This is a genomic window from Arthrobacter terrae (assembly GCF_015708085.1).
GTDB lineage: Bacteria > Actinomycetota > Actinomycetes > Actinomycetales > Micrococcaceae > Arthrobacter_M > Arthrobacter_M terrae.
In genome coordinates this window covers 10,202-32,461 of the sequence record NZ_JADNYM010000031.1, presented here as the reverse complement: position 1 = coordinate 32,461, position 22,260 = coordinate 10,202, and the positions used below count along the sequence as shown (strand labels likewise).

General features: G+C 63.3%; 21 protein-coding genes. 11 read left to right on the top strand and 10 right to left on the bottom strand.

What is annotated here, in order from left to right:
• Positions 1-103: 103 nt before the first annotated feature.
• Positions 104-1,558, top strand: a complete 1,455-nt coding sequence (hpaB, locus tag IV500_RS19135; RefSeq protein ID WP_196398414.1) for a 4-hydroxyphenylacetate 3-monooxygenase, oxygenase component — start codon at positions 104-106, stop codon at positions 1,556-1,558.
• Positions 1,559-1,737: 179 nt separating this feature from the next.
• Positions 1,738-3,066 (top strand): MFS transporter, encoded by a 1,329-nt coding sequence (locus IV500_RS19130; protein ID WP_196398413.1) that lies wholly within the window; start codon positions 1,738-1,740, stop codon positions 3,064-3,066.
• A 17-nt stretch (positions 3,067-3,083) separates the two neighbouring features.
• On the opposite strand, the gene IV500_RS19125 is transcribed toward IV500_RS19130, so the two are convergent.
• Together IV500_RS19125 and IV500_RS19120 are read right to left on the bottom strand one after the other, a co-directional pair.
• Positions 3,084-3,731 carry a phosphoribosyltransferase gene (locus IV500_RS19125; protein WP_196398412.1) on the bottom strand — a complete coding sequence of 216 codons (648 nt, stop codon included), beginning with the start codon at positions 3,729-3,731 and terminating at the stop codon, positions 3,084-3,086.
• Positions 3,732-3,836: 105 nt separating this feature from the next.
• Positions 3,837-4,082 carry a hypothetical protein gene (locus tag IV500_RS19120; RefSeq protein WP_196398411.1) on the bottom strand — a complete coding sequence of 82 codons (246 nt, stop codon included), beginning with the start codon at positions 4,080-4,082 and terminating at the stop codon, positions 3,837-3,839.
• Between the two features lie 142 nt (positions 4,083-4,224).
• On the opposite strand from IV500_RS19120, the gene IV500_RS19115 reads away from it, so the two are divergent.
• Positions 4,225-5,718, top strand: a complete 1,494-nt coding sequence (locus IV500_RS19115; RefSeq protein WP_312875990.1) for an MFS transporter — start codon at positions 4,225-4,227, stop codon at positions 5,716-5,718.
• A 121-nt stretch (positions 5,719-5,839) separates the two neighbouring features.
• A complete protein-coding gene (locus IV500_RS19110; RefSeq protein ID WP_196398410.1) occupies positions 5,840-6,991 on the top strand; it encodes an aminotransferase class V-fold PLP-dependent enzyme in 1,152 nt (383 codons plus the stop codon).
• Positions 6,992-7,185: 194 nt separating this feature from the next.
• Here IV500_RS19110 and IV500_RS19105 read toward each other — a convergent pair whose 3' ends face one another.
• The 4 genes from IV500_RS19105 to IV500_RS19090 all read right to left on the bottom strand — a co-directional run bounded on the left by IV500_RS19105 (position 7,186) and on the right by IV500_RS19090 (position 10,793).
• The gene (locus IV500_RS19105; protein WP_196398409.1) at positions 7,186-8,007 is read right to left on the bottom strand and encodes an alpha/beta fold hydrolase; all 822 of its coding nucleotides are present in this window, start codon (positions 8,005-8,007) and stop codon (positions 7,186-7,188) included.
• A 297-nt stretch (positions 8,008-8,304) separates the two neighbouring features.
• Complete coding sequence (locus IV500_RS19100; RefSeq protein WP_196398408.1) at positions 8,305-8,634, bottom strand: biotin/lipoyl-containing protein; 330 nt, start codon at positions 8,632-8,634, stop codon at positions 8,305-8,307.
• The gene (locus tag IV500_RS19095) at positions 8,627-9,679 is read right to left on the bottom strand and encodes an alpha-ketoacid dehydrogenase subunit beta (RefSeq protein ID WP_230855200.1); all 1,053 of its coding nucleotides are present in this window, start codon (positions 9,677-9,679) and stop codon (positions 8,627-8,629) included. The genes IV500_RS19100 and IV500_RS19095 overlap by 8 nt, the downstream gene beginning before the upstream one ends.
• A 145-nt stretch (positions 9,680-9,824) precedes the next feature.
• A complete protein-coding gene (locus IV500_RS19090; RefSeq protein WP_230855199.1) occupies positions 9,825-10,793 on the bottom strand; it encodes a thiamine pyrophosphate-dependent enzyme in 969 nt (322 codons plus the stop codon).
• A gap of 597 nt (positions 10,794-11,390) precedes the next feature.
• On the opposite strand from IV500_RS19090, the gene IV500_RS19085 reads away from it, so the two are divergent.
• The 6 genes from IV500_RS19085 to IV500_RS19060 all read left to right on the top strand — a co-directional run bounded on the left by IV500_RS19085 (position 11,391) and on the right by IV500_RS19060 (position 18,280).
• Positions 11,391-11,864, top strand: coding sequence for an Lrp/AsnC family transcriptional regulator (locus IV500_RS19085; protein WP_196398406.1), 474 nt, complete (start codon positions 11,391-11,393; stop codon positions 11,862-11,864).
• A 302-nt stretch (positions 11,865-12,166) separates the two neighbouring features.
• A complete protein-coding gene (locus IV500_RS19080; protein ID WP_196398437.1) occupies positions 12,167-12,913 on the top strand; it encodes an NUDIX hydrolase in 747 nt (248 codons plus the stop codon).
• Between the two features lie 141 nt (positions 12,914-13,054).
• Positions 13,055-14,380 carry a quinolinate synthase NadA gene (gene nadA, locus IV500_RS19075; protein ID WP_196398405.1) on the top strand — a complete coding sequence of 442 codons (1,326 nt, stop codon included), beginning with the start codon at positions 13,055-13,057 and terminating at the stop codon, positions 14,378-14,380.
• Positions 14,377-16,125 carry an L-aspartate oxidase gene (locus IV500_RS19070; RefSeq protein ID WP_312875989.1) on the top strand — a complete coding sequence of 583 codons (1,749 nt, stop codon included), beginning with the start codon at positions 14,377-14,379 and terminating at the stop codon, positions 16,123-16,125. The genes nadA and IV500_RS19070 overlap by 4 nt, the downstream gene beginning before the upstream one ends.
• Positions 16,122-17,048, top strand: a complete 927-nt coding sequence (nadC, locus tag IV500_RS19065) for a carboxylating nicotinate-nucleotide diphosphorylase (protein WP_196398404.1) — start codon at positions 16,122-16,124, stop codon at positions 17,046-17,048. Before IV500_RS19070 ends, nadC begins: the two co-directional genes overlap by 4 nt.
• Positions 17,045-18,280, top strand: coding sequence for a cysteine desulfurase family protein (locus IV500_RS19060; protein WP_196398403.1), 1,236 nt, complete (start codon positions 17,045-17,047; stop codon positions 18,278-18,280). The genes nadC and IV500_RS19060 overlap by 4 nt, the downstream gene beginning before the upstream one ends.
• 19 nt (positions 18,281-18,299) lie before the next feature.
• Here IV500_RS19060 and IV500_RS19055 read toward each other — a convergent pair whose 3' ends face one another.
• The 4 genes from IV500_RS19055 to IV500_RS19040 all read right to left on the bottom strand — a co-directional run bounded on the left by IV500_RS19055 (position 18,300) and on the right by IV500_RS19040 (position 21,447).
• Positions 18,300-18,770, bottom strand: a complete 471-nt coding sequence (locus IV500_RS19055; protein ID WP_196398402.1) for a GtrA family protein — start codon at positions 18,768-18,770, stop codon at positions 18,300-18,302.
• Positions 18,771-18,857: 87 nt separating this feature from the next.
• A complete protein-coding gene (locus tag IV500_RS19050) occupies positions 18,858-19,700 on the bottom strand; it encodes a fumarylacetoacetate hydrolase family protein (RefSeq protein WP_196398401.1) in 843 nt (280 codons plus the stop codon).
• A 93-nt stretch (positions 19,701-19,793) separates the two neighbouring features.
• Positions 19,794-20,558, bottom strand: a complete 765-nt coding sequence (locus tag IV500_RS19045; RefSeq protein ID WP_196398400.1) for a DUF1684 domain-containing protein — start codon at positions 20,556-20,558, stop codon at positions 19,794-19,796.
• A gap of 31 nt (positions 20,559-20,589) precedes the next feature.
• Positions 20,590-21,447 carry a MurR/RpiR family transcriptional regulator gene (locus IV500_RS19040; RefSeq protein WP_196398399.1) on the bottom strand — a complete coding sequence of 286 codons (858 nt, stop codon included), beginning with the start codon at positions 21,445-21,447 and terminating at the stop codon, positions 20,590-20,592.
• A gap of 662 nt (positions 21,448-22,109) precedes the next feature.
• On the opposite strand from IV500_RS19040, the gene IV500_RS22340 reads away from it, so the two are divergent.
• On the top strand, positions 22,110-22,260 hold a 151-nt coding region (locus IV500_RS22340), incomplete at its 3' end, for a Cys-every-fifth RiPP peptide CefA (protein ID WP_196398435.1).

Below are 22,260 nucleotides of genomic sequence, written 5' to 3'. Positions count from 1 at the left end.
CTGCCGGCTGAGGTGCGCGCGAAGGGCGCCGGCGGCGCAGTTTGCGCGCATGAAAGCGCCCCAGATTCCATAGCACCCGATCAACGACGACTGGAGACCTTCCATGGGCATCCGCACCGGAGCGCAGTACCTGGCCAAACTTAACGCGATGCACCCGCACGTGGTGATCGGCGGCGAAGCGGTCTCGGAGAACATTGCTGAGCACCCGGCTTTCCGCAATGTCGCCCGGACCTACGCCAGGCTCCTTGATATGCAGCACGATCCCGCCCATCAGGAGGCGCTCACGTACACCTCGCCCACTACCGGGGACAAAGTCAGTGCCTCGTTCCTGGTTCCGCGGACTCCTCAGGACCTGCAGCACCGGCGCGCCGCGATCAGGACGTGGGCCGAATACTCCAATGGATTCCTGGGCCGGACCGGTGACTACATGAACGGTTCACTGACAGCGCTGAGCGCTGCCGAGAAGTGGTTCTCCCAGGCCGATCCGATGTACGGGGAGAACATCCGCAGGTATTACGAACACTGCCGTGAAAACGACCTGCTGGCGACCCACACTCTGATCCCACCGCAGGCAAACCGCTCCGTTTCCGGCAGCGAACAGCTGGGCGGCCAGCTCTCGGCCCGCATCACCCAGGAGCGCGATGATGGCATTATCATCAATGGCGCGCGCATGCTCGCCACCCTTGCGCCAATTGCGGACGAACTGCTTGTCTTCCCCTCCACACTGCTGCGCAATACCCCCGAGGACGCTCCGTACTCCTATGCCTTTGCGCTCCCCAACGACGCCCCCGGGGTCCGGTACCTTTGCCGCGGATCGCTCTACAATGGCGGCAGTACCTTTGACGAACCGCTCGCCAGCCGCTTCGAGGAGATGGACGCCGTCGTCGTCTTTGAGGACGTGTTCGTGCCCAACGAGCGCATCTTTATGCTCGGTCACCCCGAATTGTGCAACGGTTTCTACTCCGAAACCGGGGCCGCCGCGCTGATGACTCATCAGGTCGTGACCAGGACCATCGCCAAGAGTGAGTTCTTCCTGGGGTTGGCGAGCGAGCTGGCCGCCTCCATCGGCATCGACGGCTTCCAGCACATCCAGGAAGACCTGGCCGAGCTGATCCAGACAGTGGAAATCGGTAAGGCGCTGATGACGGCGTCGGAGGCGGAGCCCGAAATGACGGACGACGGCGTCCTGTTGCCTAACTGGACGACGCTCAACGCCGCACGCAACTGGTACCCGAAGGTGGCGCAGCGCTTCCCGGCGATTATCCGCAAATTCTCTGCCAGCGGGTTGATGGCACTGCCCGGGGAAGCCGATGTGAACAGTTCCGCACTGCCGGATATTGAACTGTACCTCCAGGCCAAGACACTGACCGGACCCCAACGGGTGCGCTTATTCAAGTTGGCCTACGATGCAAGTATTTCCTCCTTCTCCGGACGCCAGGCACTCTATGAGTACTTCTTCTTCGGGGATCCGGTGCGGATGGCGGGCGCACTCGTCAACAGCTACGATCGCGAACCGGTCCGCGCCCGGGTACGCGGGTTCCTGCAGCGCGAAGATTAGCGGCTCCTTCCCACGCCCGGCTCCGCCTGAGCGCCGCGGCTCCATTTGAGCGCCGCGGTGGATGCCGCCGGAACGATTTGTGGAACAGATCACAATCGCATGGTAGATTTCGTACCGACTGAACGATCTGTCAGTAATTCCGTAATCGCGTTATAAACTTCGGAGGAAAAATGGCCGGTATGGCTACTGAGGGCATCCGGCGGGCTCCGCGGGTCAAGATGTCCGGCGGCGACCGCAAGGTGGTGGCTGCAACAATGGTGGGCACCACCATCGAGTGGTATGACTTTTTCATCTATGCCCAGGCCGCGGGACTGATTTTCGCGCAACTGTACTTCAGCCCGTTGGGCTCCACCGGGGCACAGCTGGCCTCGTGGGCATCTTTGGGCATTAGCTTCCTCTTCCGGCCGTTGGGGGCTGTGGTGGCCGGTCACTTGGGGGACCGGGTGGGCCGCAAGGCCATGCTGGTGCTGACTTTGCTGATGATGGGCGGGGCGACAGCCTTGATCGGTGTGCTCCCGACGTATGCTGCGATCGGCATCTGGGCGCCGATCCTGCTGGTTCTACTGCGCATTCTGCAGGGCTTTTCCGCCGGCGGCGAATGGGGCGGAGCGGCCCTGATGTCCGTAGAGCACGCGCCGCTGGGACGCAGAGGACTGTTCGGGGCCTACCCGCAGATCGGTGTTCCGGTGGGGCTGATCCTGGCTTCTTTGGTGATCTTCATTCTCCGGGCGTCGCTGGGTACCGAGGCGTTCCTGGCCTGGGGCTGGCGCGTGCCGTTCCTGCTGTCGGTGGTGCTGATCGTGGTCGGTTATCTGATCCGCCGTGCCGTGGCAGAAAGCCCGGTCTTTGTGGAAATGGCGCAGCGGAAGAGAGAATCCTCGGCACCGTTGGGCGTCCTGATGCGCAGCCACAAGCGCAGTGTCATTCTCACCGCGGTTATCTTCATCGGCAACAATGCCGCCGGGTACATGGTGATCGCCTTCTTCTCCTCCTACGCGACCAAAACGCTGAAGATGGATACCGCGCAGGTGCTGCTGGCAATTCTGTTGGCATCCGTAGGCTGGTTGATCTTCACCCTCTACGGCGGTGCATTGTCGGACCGGATCGGGCGGGTACGGACCTTCCAGATCGGCTACGCGTGGATCTTCGTGTGGATGATTCCGATGTTCCTGCTGATCGACACCAGGAACATCTGGATCTTCGGTCTGGCAATCTTCGTCCTGACGATCGGACTCGGACTGTCCTACGGTCCGATGTCCGCCATGTACGCCGAAATGTTCCCCGCCAACGTCCGCTACTCCGGCGTTTCCATTGGATACGCTCTGGGCGCCATCCTTGGCGGCGCGTTTGCGCCGCTGATCGCAGATGCCCTGATGACGCACTTCAAATGGTCACCCGCGGTGGGCATTTACATCATGGCCCTGTGTGCGATTTCATTCATCGGCGCGTCCATGGTGAAAGAGACCAGAGGCGTCCCGCTCGGCGTAGGCAACGGCAAGCTGCACTAGCGGGCAGCCGTTAATGATCAGCGCCTAAGAATCCGGATCACCGCTTCGTCACTGACTTGTCCGAAATCCAGGTAAGCGCTGCCGACCGCCCGGAAATCGCCAGGAGTCTGCAGGCAGACTATGGAATCCACGGCGGGGCGCAGCGCCCTGTACGCCCCGATCGATCCAACCGGAACGGCGACGACGACGGCGGCCGGCCCGCTCGGGCGCACGGCTTCCACAGCGGCGAGCATGGTGTAACCGGTGGCAAGGCCGTCATCGACCAGGATGACGGCCTTGCCGGTGAGATCAGCTTCGCAAAGTTCATAGTCCGCAACCCGGCGCATCAGCTCGGCTCGCTCGCGTTCCTCCACGGCTTCCATATCCTCTGAGCAGGTCCCGTGTTGCAGCAGCCGGTCGACAAACGACGGATTAGTCACGCGGACAACGTTTCCCTGGTGGATGGCAAGGGCCCCGAAGGCCGTTTCCGGCTGGCCCGGAACGCCGAGTTTGCGCACGATCAGAGCCCCGAAGGCAATATTAAGGCCGGCGCCGGCGGCTGCCGCCACGGGAACGCCCCCGCGCGCCAGCCCAAGTGCAATAGCCTGCGTGCTGTTCCGGAATTGCGGCAGGGCTGCCGCAAGGCACTGCCCGGCTTCGGCGCGGTCGCTGTAGTTTCGTTTCATGATGGCCCCAAGCTCTCCGCTTTCAGCTCCAGCCTACGCGGCAGTGCGGGAACGAGGGAGCTGCGGTACTGTGCCCCGGTTGAGGCGAGGACCGTCGTCATTGCTTCAATGCACCTCGGGATAGAGCAGTATCGAGGCTACCAAGCGCTCCGAGCCGCGTGTCATTTCCATCAGGCGTTCCACTCGTACGGCGGGCTCTGCTCCTGAACGATCACCTCCAGTGCTGCGGAGGTATCCAGCCGGATGCTCACCAGGGGCCGCGCAGTGCGGCCAGGATTTCCGCCGTTTTTTGACCCGTTCCAGGATCTTGCTGCTGTTGTTTCGCAGCTCACGGTGCGCAATGATCGTCATGGGGCGCCTCCTGCAGCAACTCCAGCTCTCACGAGGATCGCGTCCGGGAACCAAACAATTTGTGCGCATCACGACGACAGATCGCGGGTTCACACGCTGAGACGGGTTTGTCGCCGGAACACAAAAAGCGTATAGATGGCGTGTGACGACGGAACGGAAGCAGGAGACGGCCTTTGTCCCGGATCCGGCGCGTTGGCGCGTCCTCTCAGTTCTTCTGGTGACCATTTTCATGTCGCTGGTGGGGGTGAGCATAGTCAATGTGGCGCTGCCTTCGATTCAAACGGGGCTGGGCGCCAGCCAGTCGGAGATTCAATGGGTGCTTTCCGGCTATGCGCTCACCTTCGGCGTGGTGCTCGTGGCATCGGGCCGGGCCGGCGACATCTTCGGGCGCGGTCCGCTCTTTATCGCGGGAGTGGTCACCTTTACGCTGTCGTCCGTGGCCGCCGGTTTCGCTGCTGATCCGCTGATGCTCAACGTTGCGCGATTCGTCCAGGGGCTGGGATCAGGCTTGCTGAATCCGCAGGCCGTGGGGATGATTCAGCAGTATTTCCGCGGCACCGAACGCGGCAAGGCTTTTGGAATGTTCGGCAGCATGGTCGGCATTTCGGTGGCGATCGGTCCGGTACTGGGCGGGGCACTGATTGAACTCGGCGGGGTCCAACAGGGCTGGAGATGGACGTTTTTTGTCAATGTGCCGGTCGGCATAGTGGCAGTGGTTCTGGCGCTGCTGTGGTTTCCGCGACCGCTATTGAACCCTAGGCATTCAGGGACGGCAGCGGCCCAGGGGAATGGCGGAAACGGCTCGGACGCGGCGGCTCAACCGCGTCAGCTCGATCCGGTAGCGGCCGCTCTGCTGGGCCTGGCCGTACTTGCTTTGCTGCTGCCCTTCGTTGAGGCGCGGGCCGGCGTCTCCGCCTGGCTCTGGGCGCTGCTGCCCGTGGGGTTGCTCCTTGGGGTGCTGTGGTTGCTGTGGGAACGCAGGTACAAGTCAAGCGGCCGTAGCCCCATGGTGGATCTGGCAATTTTCAAGACCCAGAGCTTTTCCGACGGCACACTGCTGATCGGTCTGTACTTTCTGGGGGTCACCAGTGTCTGGGTGCTAGTCGCCCAGTACATGCAGGAGGGCCTGGGTCACAGCGCGCTGGAAAGCGGCACGGTGGGATTGCCCAACGCAGTGCTCTCGGCAGTGACTGCCAACCTGGCGGGGCGGCGTGTCTTCCGCTACGGCAGGAAGCTCGTCGCAGTGGGCATGGTCAGCGTCCTCGTGGGGCTTGGGCTGAGCGTGCTGGTGATCGAACTGCGTGAGCAGGCCCTGGTGAGCGAGTGGTGGTTGCTGGCCACCTTGGCTCTGGTCGGAGCGGGACAAGGCGCCGTCGTCAGCCCGAACCAGACCCTGACGCTGGCAGAGGTTCCGCTGCAGTATGCAGGCAGCGCCGGCGGCATTATGCAGACCGCACAGCGAGTTGGAACATCGGTGGGAATCGCCATTGTCACGGCAGTTGCCTTCACTGTGCTGGGCGCCTCCGATTGGGCGCAGGGCATCACTGCCGGCTTTGCGCTGATCGCCGTCGTCATTGGTGCGGCCCTGCTGGTAGCGATACACGACGTTCGATCGCGGCGGCCGATCAACCCCTGACCGTGTCCGGCATGCGCACGGACTGTGGCCGGGCGGACAGGCAGTAACTGCGGTAACGTTTTGACATCCGTGTGCACCCGCCCCCGACCCGTGGGGCAAATGATCCAAAGGAATCCGTTTCATGCAACGCACAACCACTGGAGCCTCCACCGGAGCGTTGGAGCTGCCGACCTCCTACCTTCACGCGTTCAGTGAAGAACCGGGATACCTCAACTTCGCCAGCTATGGGCCTCCCTCTCGAGACGTTGTCGCCAGGTCCACACAGCTTTTGGCAACGGCAGCAGCGGGAGCGGTCGGTGCCAACGAACTACTGCATGGTGACGACGTCAGAGCCCGCCAGGCTTTCGCCCGGCTCAGCGGCTTCCCGCTGGAGCGGGTTACGCTCGTCCCGCACACCTCTGGGGGGCTGTTTCAGCTGGCGTTCGGCATCTGCGGTGGCTCCGTTCTTGTTAGCGCAGGCGAGTTCCCCGCGAACTTGTACCCTTGGCTGCGGGGCCGGGATATTGGCCGGGCAGCGGTGCAATTCATGGCCGGACCAGGCGAGCCGGTGACACCCGACGTGGTGGAAGCGGCACTGACTCCCGGCACGGTGGCAGTCACGGTCAGTGCAGTCGACTTCCGGACCGGGTTTCGCGCCGACCTGCAGGGGATTCGTAACGTCATCGGGCCCGACCGGCTGTTGATTGTTGACGGTATTCAGGCCTTCGGCGTCGTCGATCTCGATTGGTCGCCCGCGGACGCACTCGTTGTTGGCGCGCAGAAATGGCTGCGCGGCGGCTGGGGCGCCGGGGCGATGGCATTTTCACAGGCGGGGCTTGAGCGTATCCGTCCCGTCCTGAGCGGATGGACCGGTGTGGCTGAACCGATGAATTTCGACGGGGTCGTGCACGAACCCCGTGCCGACGCGCTGCGCTTTTCCATCTCCAGCCTTTCCCCCTTCGCCGTGGGCGCGTTTGCCTCCGCACTGGACCTCGTTGGCAGTGTCACGGTCCGGGCCATTGAAGCGAAGGTGGCAGCCGGCGTTGACCTTCTCATCGATCGCCTCGATACCGCTGGAGTAAAGGTTGTCTCGGCGCGCGAGCCAACCCGCCGCGCAGGCATCGTTGCCGCGCAGATACCAGAGGGCAGGGCAGCGCAGGCACACGCAGCACTTGCCGCAGCCGGTCTGAGCACCACCCTCCACGGCAACGATCGCATCCGCCTCTCGGTACACGCCACCACGGCGGCTGGGCCGCTGAGCGCGGCGGCAAAAGTTCTGGGACAATTTTCCTGACGGTACCGGGGTCATTGCATCCAGCGCGGCAGCACGACGGCGGCAGCTTGCAGGCGCTGCCGCACGGCGGGCAGTACAAATGCGGGGCCACCGCACGGCAGAGGACAAACGCCAAGCGGCTGAAGTGAAGGGCAGATCGCGGCCCGGAGCGCACATGCTGCCGGTCCGTAGGGTGCGTGCCGAGCGAAGTTACGCTATTGGGCGAGGAATTCGATGGCGGCATGCTTGAACGCCCGCGAGGTTACGGCGTTCGTATGGTTGCGCCCCGGCAGCAGCAGTTGCTCCGTAGCCGGGCTCAGGGCTGCCAGATCTCCCATTGTTGCGGCTCGTTCATCCTTGTCCCCGGCGATGAGCAGCATGGGCATCCGCGGAACGGCCTCTGCCGGATCGAACGGTTCCAGCTTGGCAGCTTCGATCAGGGACAGCATGGAGAAAAGGTTATTAGACGGCAGCAGTTGCGCCATTTGTAATAGGGCCGCAGTGGAATCGTCCGCGATCGCAGTCCCGTCCGCCAGATACTGCTGGGCCGCTGGAAGATCAAAAGCGGCCAGCGGGTCCAGTCCACCCGCGCCCCCAAGCACGATGCGGTGGACCAGCTCACCCTGTGTGGCGCCGAATTCCCATGCCAACCGGGACCCCAGCGAGTATCCGATGATGTCCAATCCACTGGCGGCATCGCCGGCATGCAGCGGCCGTGCGCCCAGATCTGTGACCAGCTGGAGAATGTCCGCCCGGATCCTGCTGGGGGTGTAGGAATCAAGGTCGTCAGGTGCGGCGCTGCCGCCATGGCCGGGCAGATCCACCGTGATGACCCGGCGGCCCGCGCTATTCAGGGCGCTGAGCCAGCCGGTGTCGGACCAGTTCAGCTTCGCGGAGGAAGCGAATCCGTGCAGCAGCAGGACCGGACGAAGCCCGGCATCCACTGCCGGCTCATACGTTCCGACATGCAGCTGGGGATCCGTGCCCTCGACGGTGTGGGCGGGCCGCGACGCGGAGTGCTTTCCGTGGGTTTCCATTCGCGTGGCTCCTGTGTTTTTGGTGCAGAAAGGTGGAGATTAGTCCCAGCTACAAGTATTTCATCATTCCCGCCGGGCTGCGGGCGCCGATTGAGCAGCGGCAGTGCTTAAACTGCGGCTGTGAGCCTGACCGCGATTTGCGGATGCCGTCGCGACAAAGCTGCGCAGACTTGGCCGCTCCGGCTGCGCAGGTTCGTCCATGCGCCCGCGCGAGGCCTAACACTGCGCAGCTTTGATCATCGGGCCCGCAGTCACTGTCATGTCCGCGTCGTCATCGTGCCCGCGTCGTCGTCGTGCCTAGTCATCCTCCGGCAGAGCACTGAGCCGGACCCGGCGCCGCGGGGCCTCTTCAGCAGGCACGGTGCCCACGATCCCGGCTGTATTGTCCGGAACCTCAAAGACGATCAGCGGCTCGCCGACGGCGATGGTACCGCCTGGCTCGCCATGGATCCGGACCACCTTACCGGCCTGCGGCGAGGGCAGTTCTACCGCGGACTTGGTGGTTTCCACCTCGACCATCGGCTGATTGCGCTCCACCTGGTCTCCGGGTGCTACCAGCCATTCCAGCACGGTGGCCTCGATCAGTCCCTCGCCGAGGTCCGGTAGGGGAAAGGAAATTTCAGCCACGGCGGTACTCCAATACGCGTTGTATGCCGAACAGAATCCGGTCAATGTTGGGGATGTATTCGTCTTCCAGATCGCCGGAAGGGTACGGCACGTCGAATCCCGTGACGCGTTCCACCGGAGCCTTAAGCGAGCCGAAGCAGTGTTCGGTAGCCAGAGCGGCCACCTCGGCGCCGAGTCCGGCCGTCAGCGGTCCTTCATGGACGACGACGGCGCGCCGGGTTTTGCCGACCGAGGCGGCCAGCCCCTCGGCATCGATCGGTTTGAGCCAGCGCAGGTCCAACACCTCGATGTCGATGCCGTCTTCGGCGGCAAGCTCGGCCACCTGCAGACACCGGGACACCATGGCGCCCCACGCGATGAGGGTCAGGTGCTTGCCCGTGCGGACGACCTTGGAACCCAGATTGGCGGACGCAACGGTGGCTCCGGAGCTTACCGCTGTGGATGCGGACGCACCGCCGTGGGATCGGGACCCGCCGTTGGATCCGGAAATGCCGTCGTCGAACACGACTTCGCCCTTTTGCCAGTAGCGCGACTTCGGCTCCATGAACACGACCGGATCCGGCCGGGACGCGGCATATTTGAGCAGATGATAGGCCTCGTGCGGTGATGACGGTGAAACGACCTTCAGCCCCGGAACGTGCGCAAAGAGCGATTCCAGGCTTTCACCGTGCAGTTCGGGTGCCCGGATGCCACCGAAACTGGGCACCCGCAAGGTCACCGGCATGGGCAAAGTGCCCCGGCTGCGGTAGTTCATGCGGGCCAGCTGGCAGACAATCTGGTTCACGGCAGGGTAGGAGAAGCCGTCGAACTGAACCTCGGGGATGGGATGCAGGCCTGCCATGGCCAGGCCTACGCTCATACCGAGGATGCCGGATTCTGCCAGCGGGGTGTCGAAGACCCGCTCGGCGCCGAACTCGTTTTGCAGACCGTCGGTGATCCGGAAGACTCCACCGAGCACGCCGACGTCCTCGCCCAGTACCAGCGCCTTGGGATCACTGCCGAGGATCTCGCGCAGGGCCAGGTTCAGCGCCTGCTGCATGGACATAATTTCCGTCCGGTGACCAGGCTGTGCTGCAATTTCAGGCGATTGATTGATTCCCTCTGCCCCGGCCCCATCGCCCGCCGCGTCTACGTTGTGCTGTGCGGCTTCGAGATCGCTGGAATGGACGTCCATCTGATCTATCGGTGAATTAGACATGTTCGGACTCCTCGCGCCAGCGCCGTGCCTGTCCGGTCAGGGCCGGAGTGGATTCCTGGAAAACAAAATCAAACATTTCGCTGCCCGGCCGGGCAGCCAGTGCTCCAACGCCGGCACGGACCTGCTCCTCTTCAACCTTGGCGGATTCGAGGGCGGCGGCGAAGAACGCCTCATCTGCCAGGCCCTCGGCCAGAAGCCGGTCGCGCAGCATAAGAATCGGATCGGTGCCCGCATCAGCGCTTTCCGAATCCAGCGTGCGGTAGCGGCCCGGATCATCACTGGTGGAATGCGGTCCGCGCCGGTAGGTCATCGCTTCGATCACCATCGGACCGTACCCGGCGCGGCAGTGCGCCAGGGCTGTTCGCATGGCACGGACAACGGCAACTACGTCGTTCCCGTCGATCTGCAGTGCCGGGATGCCGTAACCTGCGGCCCGGGCAGCAACGGAGCCACCGGCCACCTGCCGTTCGGTCGGCACGGAGATGGCCCAGCCGTTGTTCTGCGTGAAGAACACCACCGGTGCCTTCATCACGGCGGCAAAGTTCATCGCCTCATGCACGTCCCCCTGCGAGCTGGCGCCGTCGCCGAAGTAACTTACGGCGACCCCCTGCTTTTCCGCCGGGAGTCCGGAAAGCTTCTGCCCGTGCGCCCAACCGACCGCGTGCAGGACCGACCCGGCCACGACGGCCTGGATGGGAGCCAGCCGGGACTTCACCGGATCGTAAAGCCCGCCGTGCCAGCTCGCCTTGTGGGTGGACATATAGCCGACCATGTCCACGCCCATCGCACGGGCCACGCCCATTTCGCGGTAGGTCGGAAAGACAAAGTCGCGGCTCAGGTCGACGGCGTATCCGCTGCCAACCTGGGCCGCCTCCTGTCCCAGCTCGGGGGCATACCCGGGAATCAGGCCCTGCCGCTGCCAGGCGACGGCCGAGGTGTCCAGGTGGCGCACGGCAACCATGAGCTGGTATAGCGCTCGCAGCTCTTTGCCGGTCGGCTCTTTGCCGGACGGGCCGGTTTCGCCGGCACCCGTTTCGCCGTCGGAGTGTGGAACGGAGTGTGCAGTCATTAAGGGTCTTTCAGGTCAGCAGATAATGGTGGCGTGCGCGTCTTTGAGCACGCCGTCCACCTGTGACCCTAATCACCGGCAGCCCCATGCGCAATCCGGCGAAAGATTTCCATCAACCTGTGCACTTAATGCGCTCAGAGATGCAGAATGGGTAACAAATTGTTTACTGATCAACACAGCGCGGCAGACCTCTCCCTGCGCTGCACGCGCGTCGCTGACCCAAGACGGCGTTATCGGTGACTTTATCCGGGAAATCCGGCCGGATCCGGTCTGTTTCTGCAGTTCCTGCCGCGCATCCCTCCGGCGATTGCAGCTTCCCATCGGAAAGTTATGACCTCGATCTCCAGCCACGGGCAAACTGGTCATTCACCTGGGAGCGTCAATCAGGGTTGACTGCAGCAGCGTGAAACAATGGCTGCAGGTTGTATAGCTCTTTGCCTGATAGGACGGATAGCTGTCCCGCTGGTGGCGTTCGATAAAGGAATTGTGATGGCTGTTGATCGTCTGGATGCGAAAATTGTGCGGGTCTTCACGGACTCTCCGCGCATCTCCGTCCTGGAAGCTTCCCGGGTCCTGAAGGTAGCCCGCGCCACGGTGCAGTCCAGACTCGACCGGATGTTGGAATCGGGAGTGATCTCCGTCTGGGCCCCGCAGCCGGATCCGGCAGCTTTCGGGTTTCCCGTCGTTGCCTTTTGCTCTCTGACGATCAACCAGGACCTGGGGCATGATGCCGTCGTCGAGGCGCTGGCAGCTATTCCGGAAATCCTTGAGATCCATACGGTCTCCGGCGGCAGCGACCTGATGGCCCGGGTGGCGGCACGGTCCAATGCGGATTTGCAGCGCGTGCTGGACGCCATGATTGCCACCAAGTCAGTGCGGCGCTCGGCTTCGGTTATGGTGCTCAATACGCATTTCCAGGGCAGAACTCTGCCGTTGCTCGAAGCGGCAGCAGGCCAAATCTGATCTATCGCCGGCAGCGCGGGCTCCTGGCACTAACTCCACCATCACGGGTGTCGGGATGAATGGCCCGGGTAGTACCTCGTTGCGCTCCCGCACCGGTACTGCCCCTGTGCGGGACCGGCCGCCGTCCCGTCCGTCGCCGTCCCGTCCGTCGCCGTCCCGTCCGTCGCCGTCGTCAGGTTTTGATTTTTCGCCACCGAGTCGTAAACTTAGTTCGGGTCATTATGACTATAACTCTGTAGACGCAGCTGACCACACGAACGAAGGAACCGAGTGCGCGAAGGGAGCGTGGTGTGACAGGATTCATGTTTTCCGAGGCAGCCAATGTCACCGAGCGCCGTCAGCAGCCTCCCGCGCTGGCCATCTCCACGGTCATTTTCGCCCTGCGTCCGAGCGCCTCATCCGGACGGCCGGTTCTGTGGTTGCCGTTGGTGCGGCGGATCCGAGAGCCATTCCAAGGCCATTGGGCCCTCCCCGGCGGTCCACTCACCCAAGCGGAATCTTTGCAGGACGCTGCCGCACGGAATCTGCAGGAAACCACGGCTGTGGTACCCAAGTATCTGGAACAGCTGTATGCATTTGGCGGTCTGCACCGATCGCCGGGACAGCGGGTGGTTTCCATTGCGTACTGGGCGCTGGTCGAGCCCACGGAGGCCGCGTTGGCAGCAGAATCGGCCAATGTGAAGTGGTTCCGTGCAGACAAGCTGGAGCAACTGGCCTTTGACCATAACGAGATCGTCAATTACGCCCTGTGGCGCTTACGCAACAAAATGACTTACGGCACGATCGCCTACCACCTGCTCGGGGAAAAATTTACGCTGGCCCAGGTCCGCGAGGTATATGAAGCAGTCCTGGATCGCACCTTGGATCCAGCCAACTTCCGCCGACAACTAACTGCGGATCGGCAGATTGAAGCCACCGGCGAGTACCTGCAGGGCGGGAAACACCGCCCACCGCGGCTCTACCGATACACCGGTGTTGCGAGGGACAATTTCGGGAATTTCGACGACGACGAAGCGGTAGTACCCGGGACCGGGCCGCCAAGCAGCTGAGACCGTTCAAATGTGCATCAGCGCGCATATTCATCAGCAACAGCCTCCATCAGCAACAGCCTCCATCAGCAACAGCCTCCATCAGCAACAGCCTCCATCAGCAACAGAGACCTTCAACCCCCTGAGACTAAGGAAGACCCGATGGCATCAGTCAAGACCGCCATTTCACTGATCGCGCACCGAGATGCGACCTCCCCGGTGCTGGACGCCGCGGGCATTCCTGCGGTCTCCGCCGGAACCTGCGGCCCCGATCTGGCGTCGGCACCGTGGGAATTCGATCTGGCCGAAGCACTGGCCGGGACACCCGGCTATGGACCCGGCGCGTCGTCCTCGGATGTTGCGCCCGTTTCCACTCCGCGGCAGGGCCAGCTGCCGCAGGAATACAAAGATGCCGATGACGGGGGGCTGGAGGACCGTATTCTGGCCGCCAAGGCGGCGTTGGGGGACCGGGTAGTGATTCTGGGGCACTTTTACCAACGCGATGAGGTGATCAAATTTGCGGACTTTGTCGGAGACTCATTCCAGCTGGCGAACGCGGCCAAGGCAAAACCAGCCGCGGAAGCCATAGTCTTCTGCGGCGTGCACTTCATGGCTGAAACGGCGGATATGCTCTCCGGCCCCGGACAATCGGTGATCCTGCCCAACCTCGCTGCCGGGTGCTCAATGGCAGATATGGCGGATATCGAGTCCGTTTCCGCATGCTGGGAGCAGCTGGCGGAACTGTACGGGACCGAGCCTGATGCCCAAGGCCGGGTTCCGGTAATTCCGGTGACTTATATGAATTCCTCGGCCGCTTTGAAGGCCTTCTGCGGCGAGCACGGCGGAATTGTCTGTACGTCGTCGAACGCGGCTACCGTGCTGGACTGGGCCTTCGAACGAGGCCAGCGCGTGTTGTTCTTTCCCGACCAGCACCTGGGGCGGAACACAGCCAAGGCTATGGGAGTACCGCTGGACCAGATGCCCATGTGGAACCCGCGCCAAGCCTGGGGAGGCACCGACGAGCGGACCCTCCGGGACGCCCGGGTGATTCTGTGGCACGGCTTCTGTTCCGTGCACAAACGTTTCAACGTTGGCCAGATCGAGAAGGCCAGAGCGGAATTCCCCGGTGTGCGGGTGATCGTGCACCCGGAATGCCCCATGCCTGTGGTGGATGCGGCGGATGAAGCGGGATCTACGGATTACATATTGAAGGCCATTACGGCAGCTCCGGCGGGCAGCACTTTTGCCATCGGCACGGAGATCAATATGGTCAACCGATTGGCCGCGCAGTATCCGCAGCACACCATATTCTGCCTGGACCCGGTGATCTGCCCGTGTTCCACGATGTATCGGATTCACCCCGGTTACCTGGCGTGGGTGCTGGAAGGCCTGGTGCGAGGCGAAGTGCTGAATCAAATCACTGTCCCGGAGGCTACCGCCATCCCGGCCCGGGTGGCTTTGGAACGAATGCTGGCGGCAAAGCCGTGACAGCAGTGGAAACCGGCACGGCAGCCCCGCTTCGGCTCATCATCGTCGGGAGTGGTATCGCTGGACTGTACGGCGCCGTACTTGCCGCAGACGGTGGAGCTGCCGTCACGCTGCTGACCAAGGGAGTTCTGAGCCAAAGCAACACCGGCTTTGCGCAGGGCGGGATAAGTGCGGTGCTGGGAGCGGGCGAGGCTGCACCCGGCGATTCGGTGGAAGCCCATATCGCAGACACGCTCGAGGCCGGTGCAGGGCATTGCGACCCGGCAGCTGTTCGGGTCCTGTGCACGGAGGCGAATGGTGACATCGCCCGGCTGGAAAGCCTGGGACTGGTCTTTGACACCGATGCTTCCTCCGGCGCACGCGCGTTAGGGCTGGAGGCCGCGCATTCCGCGGCCAGGATTCTGCACGTGGGCGGCGACGCAACGGGTGCCGCCATTTCATCAACCCTGATCGATGCCGTGCTGTCACGTGCGGGTGGCGCCGGGCCGGGCCCTGACGGTCAGGCTTCCCCTCGCCCCGGCGATGCAGGGACGATCACTGTACTCGAGCACGCCTTCATGATGGAACTGACGACGACGACTCGGGTTAATGGGGTCCGTTACCTTTGGGAGGAAGCTGAGCACCGGATGGAAGCGGATGCCGTGCTGCTTGCCACCGGAGGTTCCGGAGAGATGTTCGAGAATACAACGAATCCGGACGTAGCCACCGGTGACGGACTTGCTGCAGCCTGGCGGGCCGGGGCTGTGGTGAAGGACGCGGAATTCTTCCAGTTCCATCCCACCGCGCTCGTGGTTCCGGGCAGCTTTATGATTTCCGAGGCGGTCCGGGGCGCGGGCGCTGTGCTCCGCGATGACAGCGGTTACCGATTCATGCCGGACTACCATGCTGATGCTGAACTGGCTCCGCGCGATGTGGTGGCACGGAGCATCGCCCTTCACCTCTCCGTCACGGGAGCCGGCACGGAAGGATGCGTATACCTCGATGCCACCGGCGTGGAGGCGGAGCAGGGGGCTGGTTATTTGGCGGCGCGGTTCCCCGGCATCGATGCCGCCGTCCGTCGATTCGGTTTTGATTGGACCCGCGAATTCCTGCCCGTGCTTCCGGCTGCGCATTATTGGATGGGCGGAGTGGCCACTGATCTGCATGGACGTACCTCATTGCCGGGACTATTTGCCGCCGGTGAGGTGGCCTGCACCGGGGTCCACGGAGCAAACCGGCTGGCATCCAATTCACTATTGGAGGGGCTGGTCTTTGCGCGGCGTTCGGTTACTGCCGTGCTCACCGACAGCTCGGACGAGACCGGGCCCGACGCCGAATTCCGCTCATATCCCGGCTGCGACCCCGAAAGTCTGCCTGCAGTGCATGCACTGCCACCACTGCGGGCACTGCAGGCAGAAGTGCGGCCACTACCCATCTTCGATGTGCTGGACCTGCGCAGGCTGATGTCCAGTTGTGCCGGGGTACTTCGTGACGGCACCGGACTCGAACTTGCGGCAAAGCAGCTGGACAGCTGGATGGCCGCGAGCGACTCGAAACCGGAGATAGCGGCGCAGGCCGGGCAACCGGACCAGAAGGATCTTGAGCGCCGGAATCTGCTCACCGCTGCCGGTCTCCTCGTCGCAGCTGCGAGGCGGCGGTCCGGCTCGCTTGGCGCCCACTACCGCAGTGACTCGTTCGAACAGCAGCCAGTTGTACAGGCGTGCCGGCCCACCATTGCCAGGATCAAAGAAAGCAGTAGCTCATGAACGACGTCGACCCCGGACTCACTGTCAGCGCTCAACTGCCCGTCGACCCCGGACTGCTGCCCCCGGCAGCCGTGCATAAAATCCTGACCGCGGCGCTGGAAGAAGATGCACCATACGGGGACATCACCTCCGCGACCCTGCTGCCAGCGGATGCGGTGGCGACCGCATGGTTGGTGGCGCGGGAACCGGGGATTTTCAGCGGCGGCGGCGTCTTTGCCGCAATGATGCGCCTGACGGATCCGGCCGCGGAGGTGAACATTCTGAAAGCCGACGGCGAGGCTTTTGCTGCCGGGGACAGCCTGGCGAGCGTCACGGGGCTGGCACAAGCGGTCTTAACCGCCGAGCGAGTGGCGCTGAATCTGACTCAGCGAATGAGCGCCATTGCCACCGCAACTGCCGAGTACGTTGCGCTGGCAGCGGGAACGAAGGCACGGGTGACCGACACCCGGAAGACGACGCCCGGACTGCGGGTGCTGGAACGCTATGCGGTCCGCTGCGGTGGCGGATACAACCACCGGTTCTCGCTCTCCGATGCTGTCCTCGCCAAGGACAACCACCTGGCCGTGCTCACCAACTCGGATCATGGGCTGCTCACGGCGGCGCTCGCCAACGCCCGGGCGCGGCTGCCCCACACCGTTCATTTCGAGGTGGAGGTGGATCGGCAGGAACAGATTGAACCGGTGCTCGCCGCCGGTGTGGACACAATCATGTTGGACAACTTTGCGCTCGACGCACTGGCGGCGGGGGTGCAGCAGGTGGCGGGGCGGGCACTGGTTGAAGCGAGCGGAAACGTAAATCCCGGTACCATCGCTGCTATTGCACGCACGGGGGTGGACATAATTTCCGTCGGCGCGCTCACCCACAGCGTTCGCGCCCTGGACCTTGGTCTGGATATCAGCGTGGGCACCGGCCCGCGATCGTGATCTTTCTCGATGCAGCTGCCACTGGCCCGGTGCGCCGCGAAGCGATTGAAGCGATGTGGCCGTACCTCACGGGTCAGTTCGGGAACCCATCGAGTCATCATGGGTTGGGGGAGAGCGCGGCGGCCGGGCTGCGCGGCGCGCGCGAGGAAGTTGCCGGCGTGCTCGGCTGCCGCCCCGGTGAAGTCATTTTTACCGCGGGCGGCACGGAAGCGGACAACCTGGCTGTCAAGGGAATCGCTCTGGCCCGCAGCTCAGCGGAACCAGGACGTCGGCGGGTACTTATCAGCGCCGTCGAGCATCCGGCCGTGCAGGAATCCGCCGCATACCTGCAGCGCCGGCACGGATTCGACGTGGACGTGGTGCCCGTCGATGCGCACGGACGGGTCCAGCCAACCGTGTTCGCCTCACTGCTGGAAAAAGCGGTGCTGGAAAAAGCGGCTCCGGAAAGCGGCCCGGTCAATCCGACCGGTTCCGCCGGTCTCAAGGGGCTTTCGGACGTGGCGATGGCCAGCGTGATGTACGCCAACAACGAGGTAGGCACAGTCCAGCCGATCCGTGAACTGGCTGCGGCAGCCAAGGCGGCAGGAGTTCTCTTCCATACCGATGCGGTCCAGGCCGCGGGCTGGCTGCCGGTCAAAGTGGCGGAGCTGGGCGTGGACGCGCTGAGTTTGTCCGGGCACAAGTTGGGTGCCCCGAAAGGATCAGGTGTACTTTACCTGCGCGGGAACGTACCAGCGGAGCCCGTGCTGCATGGCGGCGGGCAAGAGCGTGGAGCGCGCTCGGGTACGGAGAACGTAGCCTTTGCAGTTGCTTTCGCCACGGCATTGCGGCTGGTGGAGCTGGAGCGGGAGACTGCCGCCGCGCGCGTTGGCAGTCTGCAGAAGAAATTCATCACCGAAATTCTCCGCCGCATTCCCGGTTCCAGGCTCACCGGGCACCCAACCGAGCGATTGCCGACGGTAGCATCATTTTGTTTTCCAGGCACCAGCGGCGAATCGGTCCTGTTGGAGCTGGAACGCCGGTCCATTCTGTGTTCCAGCGGATCTGCCTGCGCCGCAGGATCGGATGAACCCTCGGCTGTGCTGACCGCAATGGGCGTGCGCCGGGAAGTTGCCCAAACAGCCGTCCGCTTCAGTTTCTCCAACTCCATCACAGAAGCGGAGCTGGGAACTGCGGCCGACGCCGTCGTGGGTTCTCTGGAAGCGATCGGCCGGCTACAGCCTGGGCGGTAGCGGGAGCCTAAGCGTCGCTTTAGCTATTGCGGATGCGGCGGAAGATCCAGTAGCGCAGGAGCAGGAATCGGGTGACCGCGGCCAGCACATTTGCCGCGGTGATCACCAGCAGTTCATCCAGAACGGACGCATCCGGGGCCACGGTGTGCAGTAGCCATAAGCTTCCGCTCGTCAGCCCCAACGCGAGCAGCATGACCCACAGCCCCCGCCGTTGATCACCGATCCAACGGGCGCGTTCGGTTATGCCAAAGCTGTGTCGGCGGTTGAGGTCCGTATTCAGGACGGACGTGAGCACCAGGGAAACCAGATTGGCCCACTGCAACCCAACGAGGGGACGAATCAGCGCAAAAATCGCCACCGACGCGACGGTACAGACAGCACCAACTATCAGGAAGCCGCGCACCTGATGACGGATTCCGGCGCGTCCCCTCGCAGATGACTTCACCGTCTCATCCGGCCGCGCGGCGGCTGACTCGGCAGGAATTCTCATCGACATAGTGATTAGACTCTTCCACTAAATCCGGTCATTTCCAAGAATCGGCTGGAACGCAGCTGTGCTGCGGGCCGGTTGAGGCATTTAGACCACCGGCGTCGCCCTGACAGGATTAGTGAGATCGCCCAGGCCCGCGATCCGGCAGGTCACAGTGTCACCGGGGCGAAGCTGACGGCATTCGGCGGGAAATCCGGTCAGAATAACATCTCCCGGGTGAAGTGTCATGAACGAACTGAGGTAGATGAGGATCTCGTCCACGCCCCAGCCCAGATCCCTGGTACTGGCTGCGGCCAACTCGGTGCCATTATGCACGATCGAGATGGCCGCGTCGTCGTCGTCGAAGTTGATCACGATCCATGGTCCCAGCGGGGTGAATGTGTCCTGGCTCTTGGCGCTGATCCACAATTCATCGGATTTCTGCAGATCCCGGGCGGAAACATCGTTACCAATGGTGAAGCCAAGAACCGCTGCCCGAGCCGTGGCGAGCGTCAGATTGCGGCTGGTGCGGCCGACGACGACGGTCAGCTCGGCTTCCGGGTCGACGTAACCGACGTCGGGACTAAGGAGAATCGGCTCGTGCGGACCGACGACGCTGGTCGATGCCTTGTGGAAGGCCTGCGCCGGCAGCGCCCGGCCCGGTGCTCCGGTGTTGTGCGCCATGCCGAAGACATTGGCCGGGGAGCACGGAGCCAGAAAGGTGAAGTCAGTTTCGGCGACGCGGCTGCCGAGCGTCCATCCGGCGCGTTCGGGGCTATTCTGATTTGCCGGGGAGCCGGGAAACGGACTCTCGATAATTTCCCACACCGAGCCCGCATCGCCGCCGAAGTCCTGTGCTGGATTGGTCACGAAGAACTGCTCCGAGCTGTTCAGCGGACGGATGCGGGCAATACGGAAGGGTGCTGGCCGGGCGGGAGCGGTCGTGGTCATGAAGACATCCTACCTCCTGCGCCGCGTCGGATTTGTGTGGCCGGACACAGCCAGCGTGGAGCAGATGCATGGCAACAGAGCGCAGCGGAGCAGCTATTGCCTGGTTGGTGAACGGTACATCTCGCCGGCAGTGATCGAGGTTTCGAGTCTGTTGTCCGGGCCGGGGAGGGGGCAGGCCCATGCCTCGTTATAAGCGCAGGACGGGTTATAGGAAAAGTTGAAGTCCAGGATGAAGCGGGAGCCCGTGCTGCCAAGATAGGCGCCTTTGATGGTATCCAGCAAATACCGGCCGGCGCCATAGCTGCCATCCACGCGTCCAGCGGTCATATCCCTGAAGGGGAGAAATATTCCGCCGCCATAGCCGGCAAGTTTCCAGGCAGCAAGTTCCCCAATTCCGGGGATTTCAAACGTCCCGAGCCGGACGAACGGAACCACCCCATCCGTTCCGGTGCGCACATCCCACGTTTCACCTGCACCTTCGCCCGTCAAGGTGGATTCGAACCGATACGCCGGATCGTACGCAGCCACGGGGAGTCCGGTGAAGGCGGCTTTCTGCGTGTCCCCAAGCGCGGACGCAGGATGGCCGGCAAACATGGTGTCCCGCTTCCCGCGCCAGAGTGCGTGAGCGTGGGACGGTGACGTCGCAGCGGCTTCCCTGACCTCGGCATAGAGCGCGAAGGTCTGCAGCCGCCAGTTGAGTACCGCCGCGGCTTCCAGCACGGCTGACTGTGCGTCCGCCGGTGCTGTCGGGCCCGGCTGCCCGTCTGCCGATTCCAGGGCCGTTCTCTCTCCGGTTTTCTCTGCCGTTGGCGCCGGTAATGTGGTGCTGTCTTCGTTCGGGTTGCTGTGGGCACTCATGTGCGAAAGCTTACCGCCGGCAGCCGAACCGCTATTCCCCCAGGTTGTCCCCGATCACCGCGAGCGCCAGGGACTTTGCCGCGGCAGCGGAGTCCCCGAGTTCTTCCGTCAGGGCGGCAATGAGGCCCTCCACCAGAATCGTCTGCGGAATTCGTGTAGTAACCGTGACTTCGTCGCGGAACGTCAGCTCCGGCATCCCGACCACCAGCACGGTACCGGACATCGCGGCCAGCGGAGAACGGGCAAAGGCGGTTACCACCAGGAGCCGGGCACCTGCGTCCAGCCCGGCCTGCGCCACCCGCAGAGTGGAACTGCTGGCGCCGCTGCCGCTGATGATCAGTAGGACATCATCGGGCCCGAGCAGCCGCGCGGCAATCTGCTGACCGATCACGTCGATGGGGGCTTCCGCCTGCCGGCCGATGGCACCCAGACGGGACGCCGTATCCAGGGCCAGCGCCGCGGAGAGGCCGTTTCCGACCACCAGAACGCGGCGGGCAGCGGCAATGGCCCGCACTGCGGATTCAACGGCCGCCGGTTCCAGCAAAGCTGTCATCGACTTCACCGCGCTGGCCACCTGCGCAAACGTCTCCGTCACCATGCCGGCCGGACCGACGGCGGCTGGCCGGGACTGAGGCTGATCGTACCCGGCGTCGCGGGCCAGCAGCACACGCAACTGCTGATACCCGCTGAATCCCAGGCTCTGGCATGTCCGCACCACGGTAGCGCGCGAGGCTCCCGCGAGTTCGGCGACCTGTTGCGAGGAGAGCTCAACGATCTGATCCGAGCGCGCCAGAAATACACCCGCCACCGACTGCTCTGCGGGCAACAGGGAAGGCTGTAAAGAACGGATCTGCGCAAGGATCCGTCCCGGAGCGTGATCAGGAGTCATGAAGTGTGTTCTTCGGTATCGATTTTCATGGCCAGCCGTTCCTCGTCCCGGATGGCGATCCGACCGGAAATTTCAGCCACCTCGTCCGGCCCCAGATTAAAAATTTCGGTGCCCGTGTGCGTGGTGAAGGGCAGCACTCGAACCCTGGCCGTTTCGGCTGCCGATGTTGCCCAGAGCTCGATGACGTTCCCGCCGCTGCCGGTCACCGCCCGCTCGTGCCCGGCCGGCACCAGAAGGTCATTGGTGTGCACCGCAGCTGCGGCCACCACCACGGGAATTTGCCGTTCCCCGGTGAAGATACTGTCCATCAGATGATGATGGTAGTGGCCGGAGAGAATCAGTTTCACATCCGACCCCGCGAGGACGCGTCCAAGGTCCGCAGGATTCTGCAGCTCAATGCCGAAATGCAGCGGCGATACCGGTCCGACCGGGGGATGGTGGACCACCAGAATTGACCCGTTCCGGGCATCCTGCGCCAACTCGCCCGCCAGCCAGTGAAGTTGTTCCGGGCTCAGATACCCATGCGTGCGGCCCGGAACTGAACTGTCGACGGTAATGACGCGGAAACCGGCCAGCATAGTCACCGCGCAGACCGGCTCCGTCCCGGAAGCCTCATTCTCTACAGCCTCGTTCTGTAGCCCGTCGTTCTGTAGCCCGTCGTTCTGTGCAGTGTTGACCTGTGCAGTGTTGACCTGTGCAGTGTTGACCTGTGCAGTGTTGACCTGTGCAGTGTTGACCTGTGCAGTGTTGACCTGTGCAGTGTTGACCTGTGCAGTGTTGACCTGTGCAGTGTTGACCTGTGCAGTGTTGACC

Coding starts and splice junctions, on each gene's coding strand:
- hpaB (WP_196398414.1), top strand. CDS start 104: ATGGGCATCCGCACCGGAGCGCAGTACCTGGCCAAACTTAACGCGATG.
- IV500_RS19130 (WP_196398413.1), top strand. CDS start 1,738: ATGGCTACTGAGGGCATCCGGCGGGCTCCGCGGGTCAAGATGTCCGGC.
- IV500_RS19125 (WP_196398412.1), bottom strand. CDS start 3,731: ATGAAACGAAACTACAGCGACCGCGCCGAAGCCGGGCAGTGCCTTGCG.
- IV500_RS19120 (WP_196398411.1), bottom strand. CDS start 4,082: ATGACGATCATTGCGCACCGTGAGCTGCGAAACAACAGCAGCAAGATC.
- IV500_RS19110 (WP_196398410.1), top strand. CDS start 5,840: ATGCAACGCACAACCACTGGAGCCTCCACCGGAGCGTTGGAGCTGCCG.
- IV500_RS19105 (WP_196398409.1), bottom strand. CDS start 8,007: ATGGAAACCCACGGAAAGCACTCCGCGTCGCGGCCCGCCCACACCGTC.
- IV500_RS19095 (WP_230855200.1), bottom strand. CDS start 9,679: ATGTCCATGCAGCAGGCGCTGAACCTGGCCCTGCGCGAGATCCTCGGC.
- IV500_RS19090 (WP_230855199.1), bottom strand. CDS start 10,793: ATGGTTGCCGTGCGCCACCTGGACACCTCGGCCGTCGCCTGGCAGCGG.
- IV500_RS19085 (WP_196398406.1), top strand. CDS start 11,391: ATGGCTGTTGATCGTCTGGATGCGAAAATTGTGCGGGTCTTCACGGAC.
- IV500_RS19080 (WP_196398437.1), top strand. CDS start 12,167: ATGTTTTCCGAGGCAGCCAATGTCACCGAGCGCCGTCAGCAGCCTCCC.
- nadA (WP_196398405.1), top strand. CDS start 13,055: ATGGCATCAGTCAAGACCGCCATTTCACTGATCGCGCACCGAGATGCG.
- nadC (WP_196398404.1), top strand. CDS start 16,122: ATGAACGACGTCGACCCCGGACTCACTGTCAGCGCTCAACTGCCCGTC.
- IV500_RS19055 (WP_196398402.1), bottom strand. CDS start 18,770: ATGAGAATTCCTGCCGAGTCAGCCGCCGCGCGGCCGGATGAGACGGTG.
- IV500_RS19050 (WP_196398401.1), bottom strand. CDS start 19,700: ATGACCACGACCGCTCCCGCCCGGCCAGCACCCTTCCGTATTGCCCGC.
- IV500_RS19045 (WP_196398400.1), bottom strand. CDS start 20,558: ATGAGTGCCCACAGCAACCCGAACGAAGACAGCACCACATTACCGGCG.
- IV500_RS19040 (WP_196398399.1), bottom strand. CDS start 21,447: ATGACTCCTGATCACGCTCCGGGACGGATCCTTGCGCAGATCCGTTCT.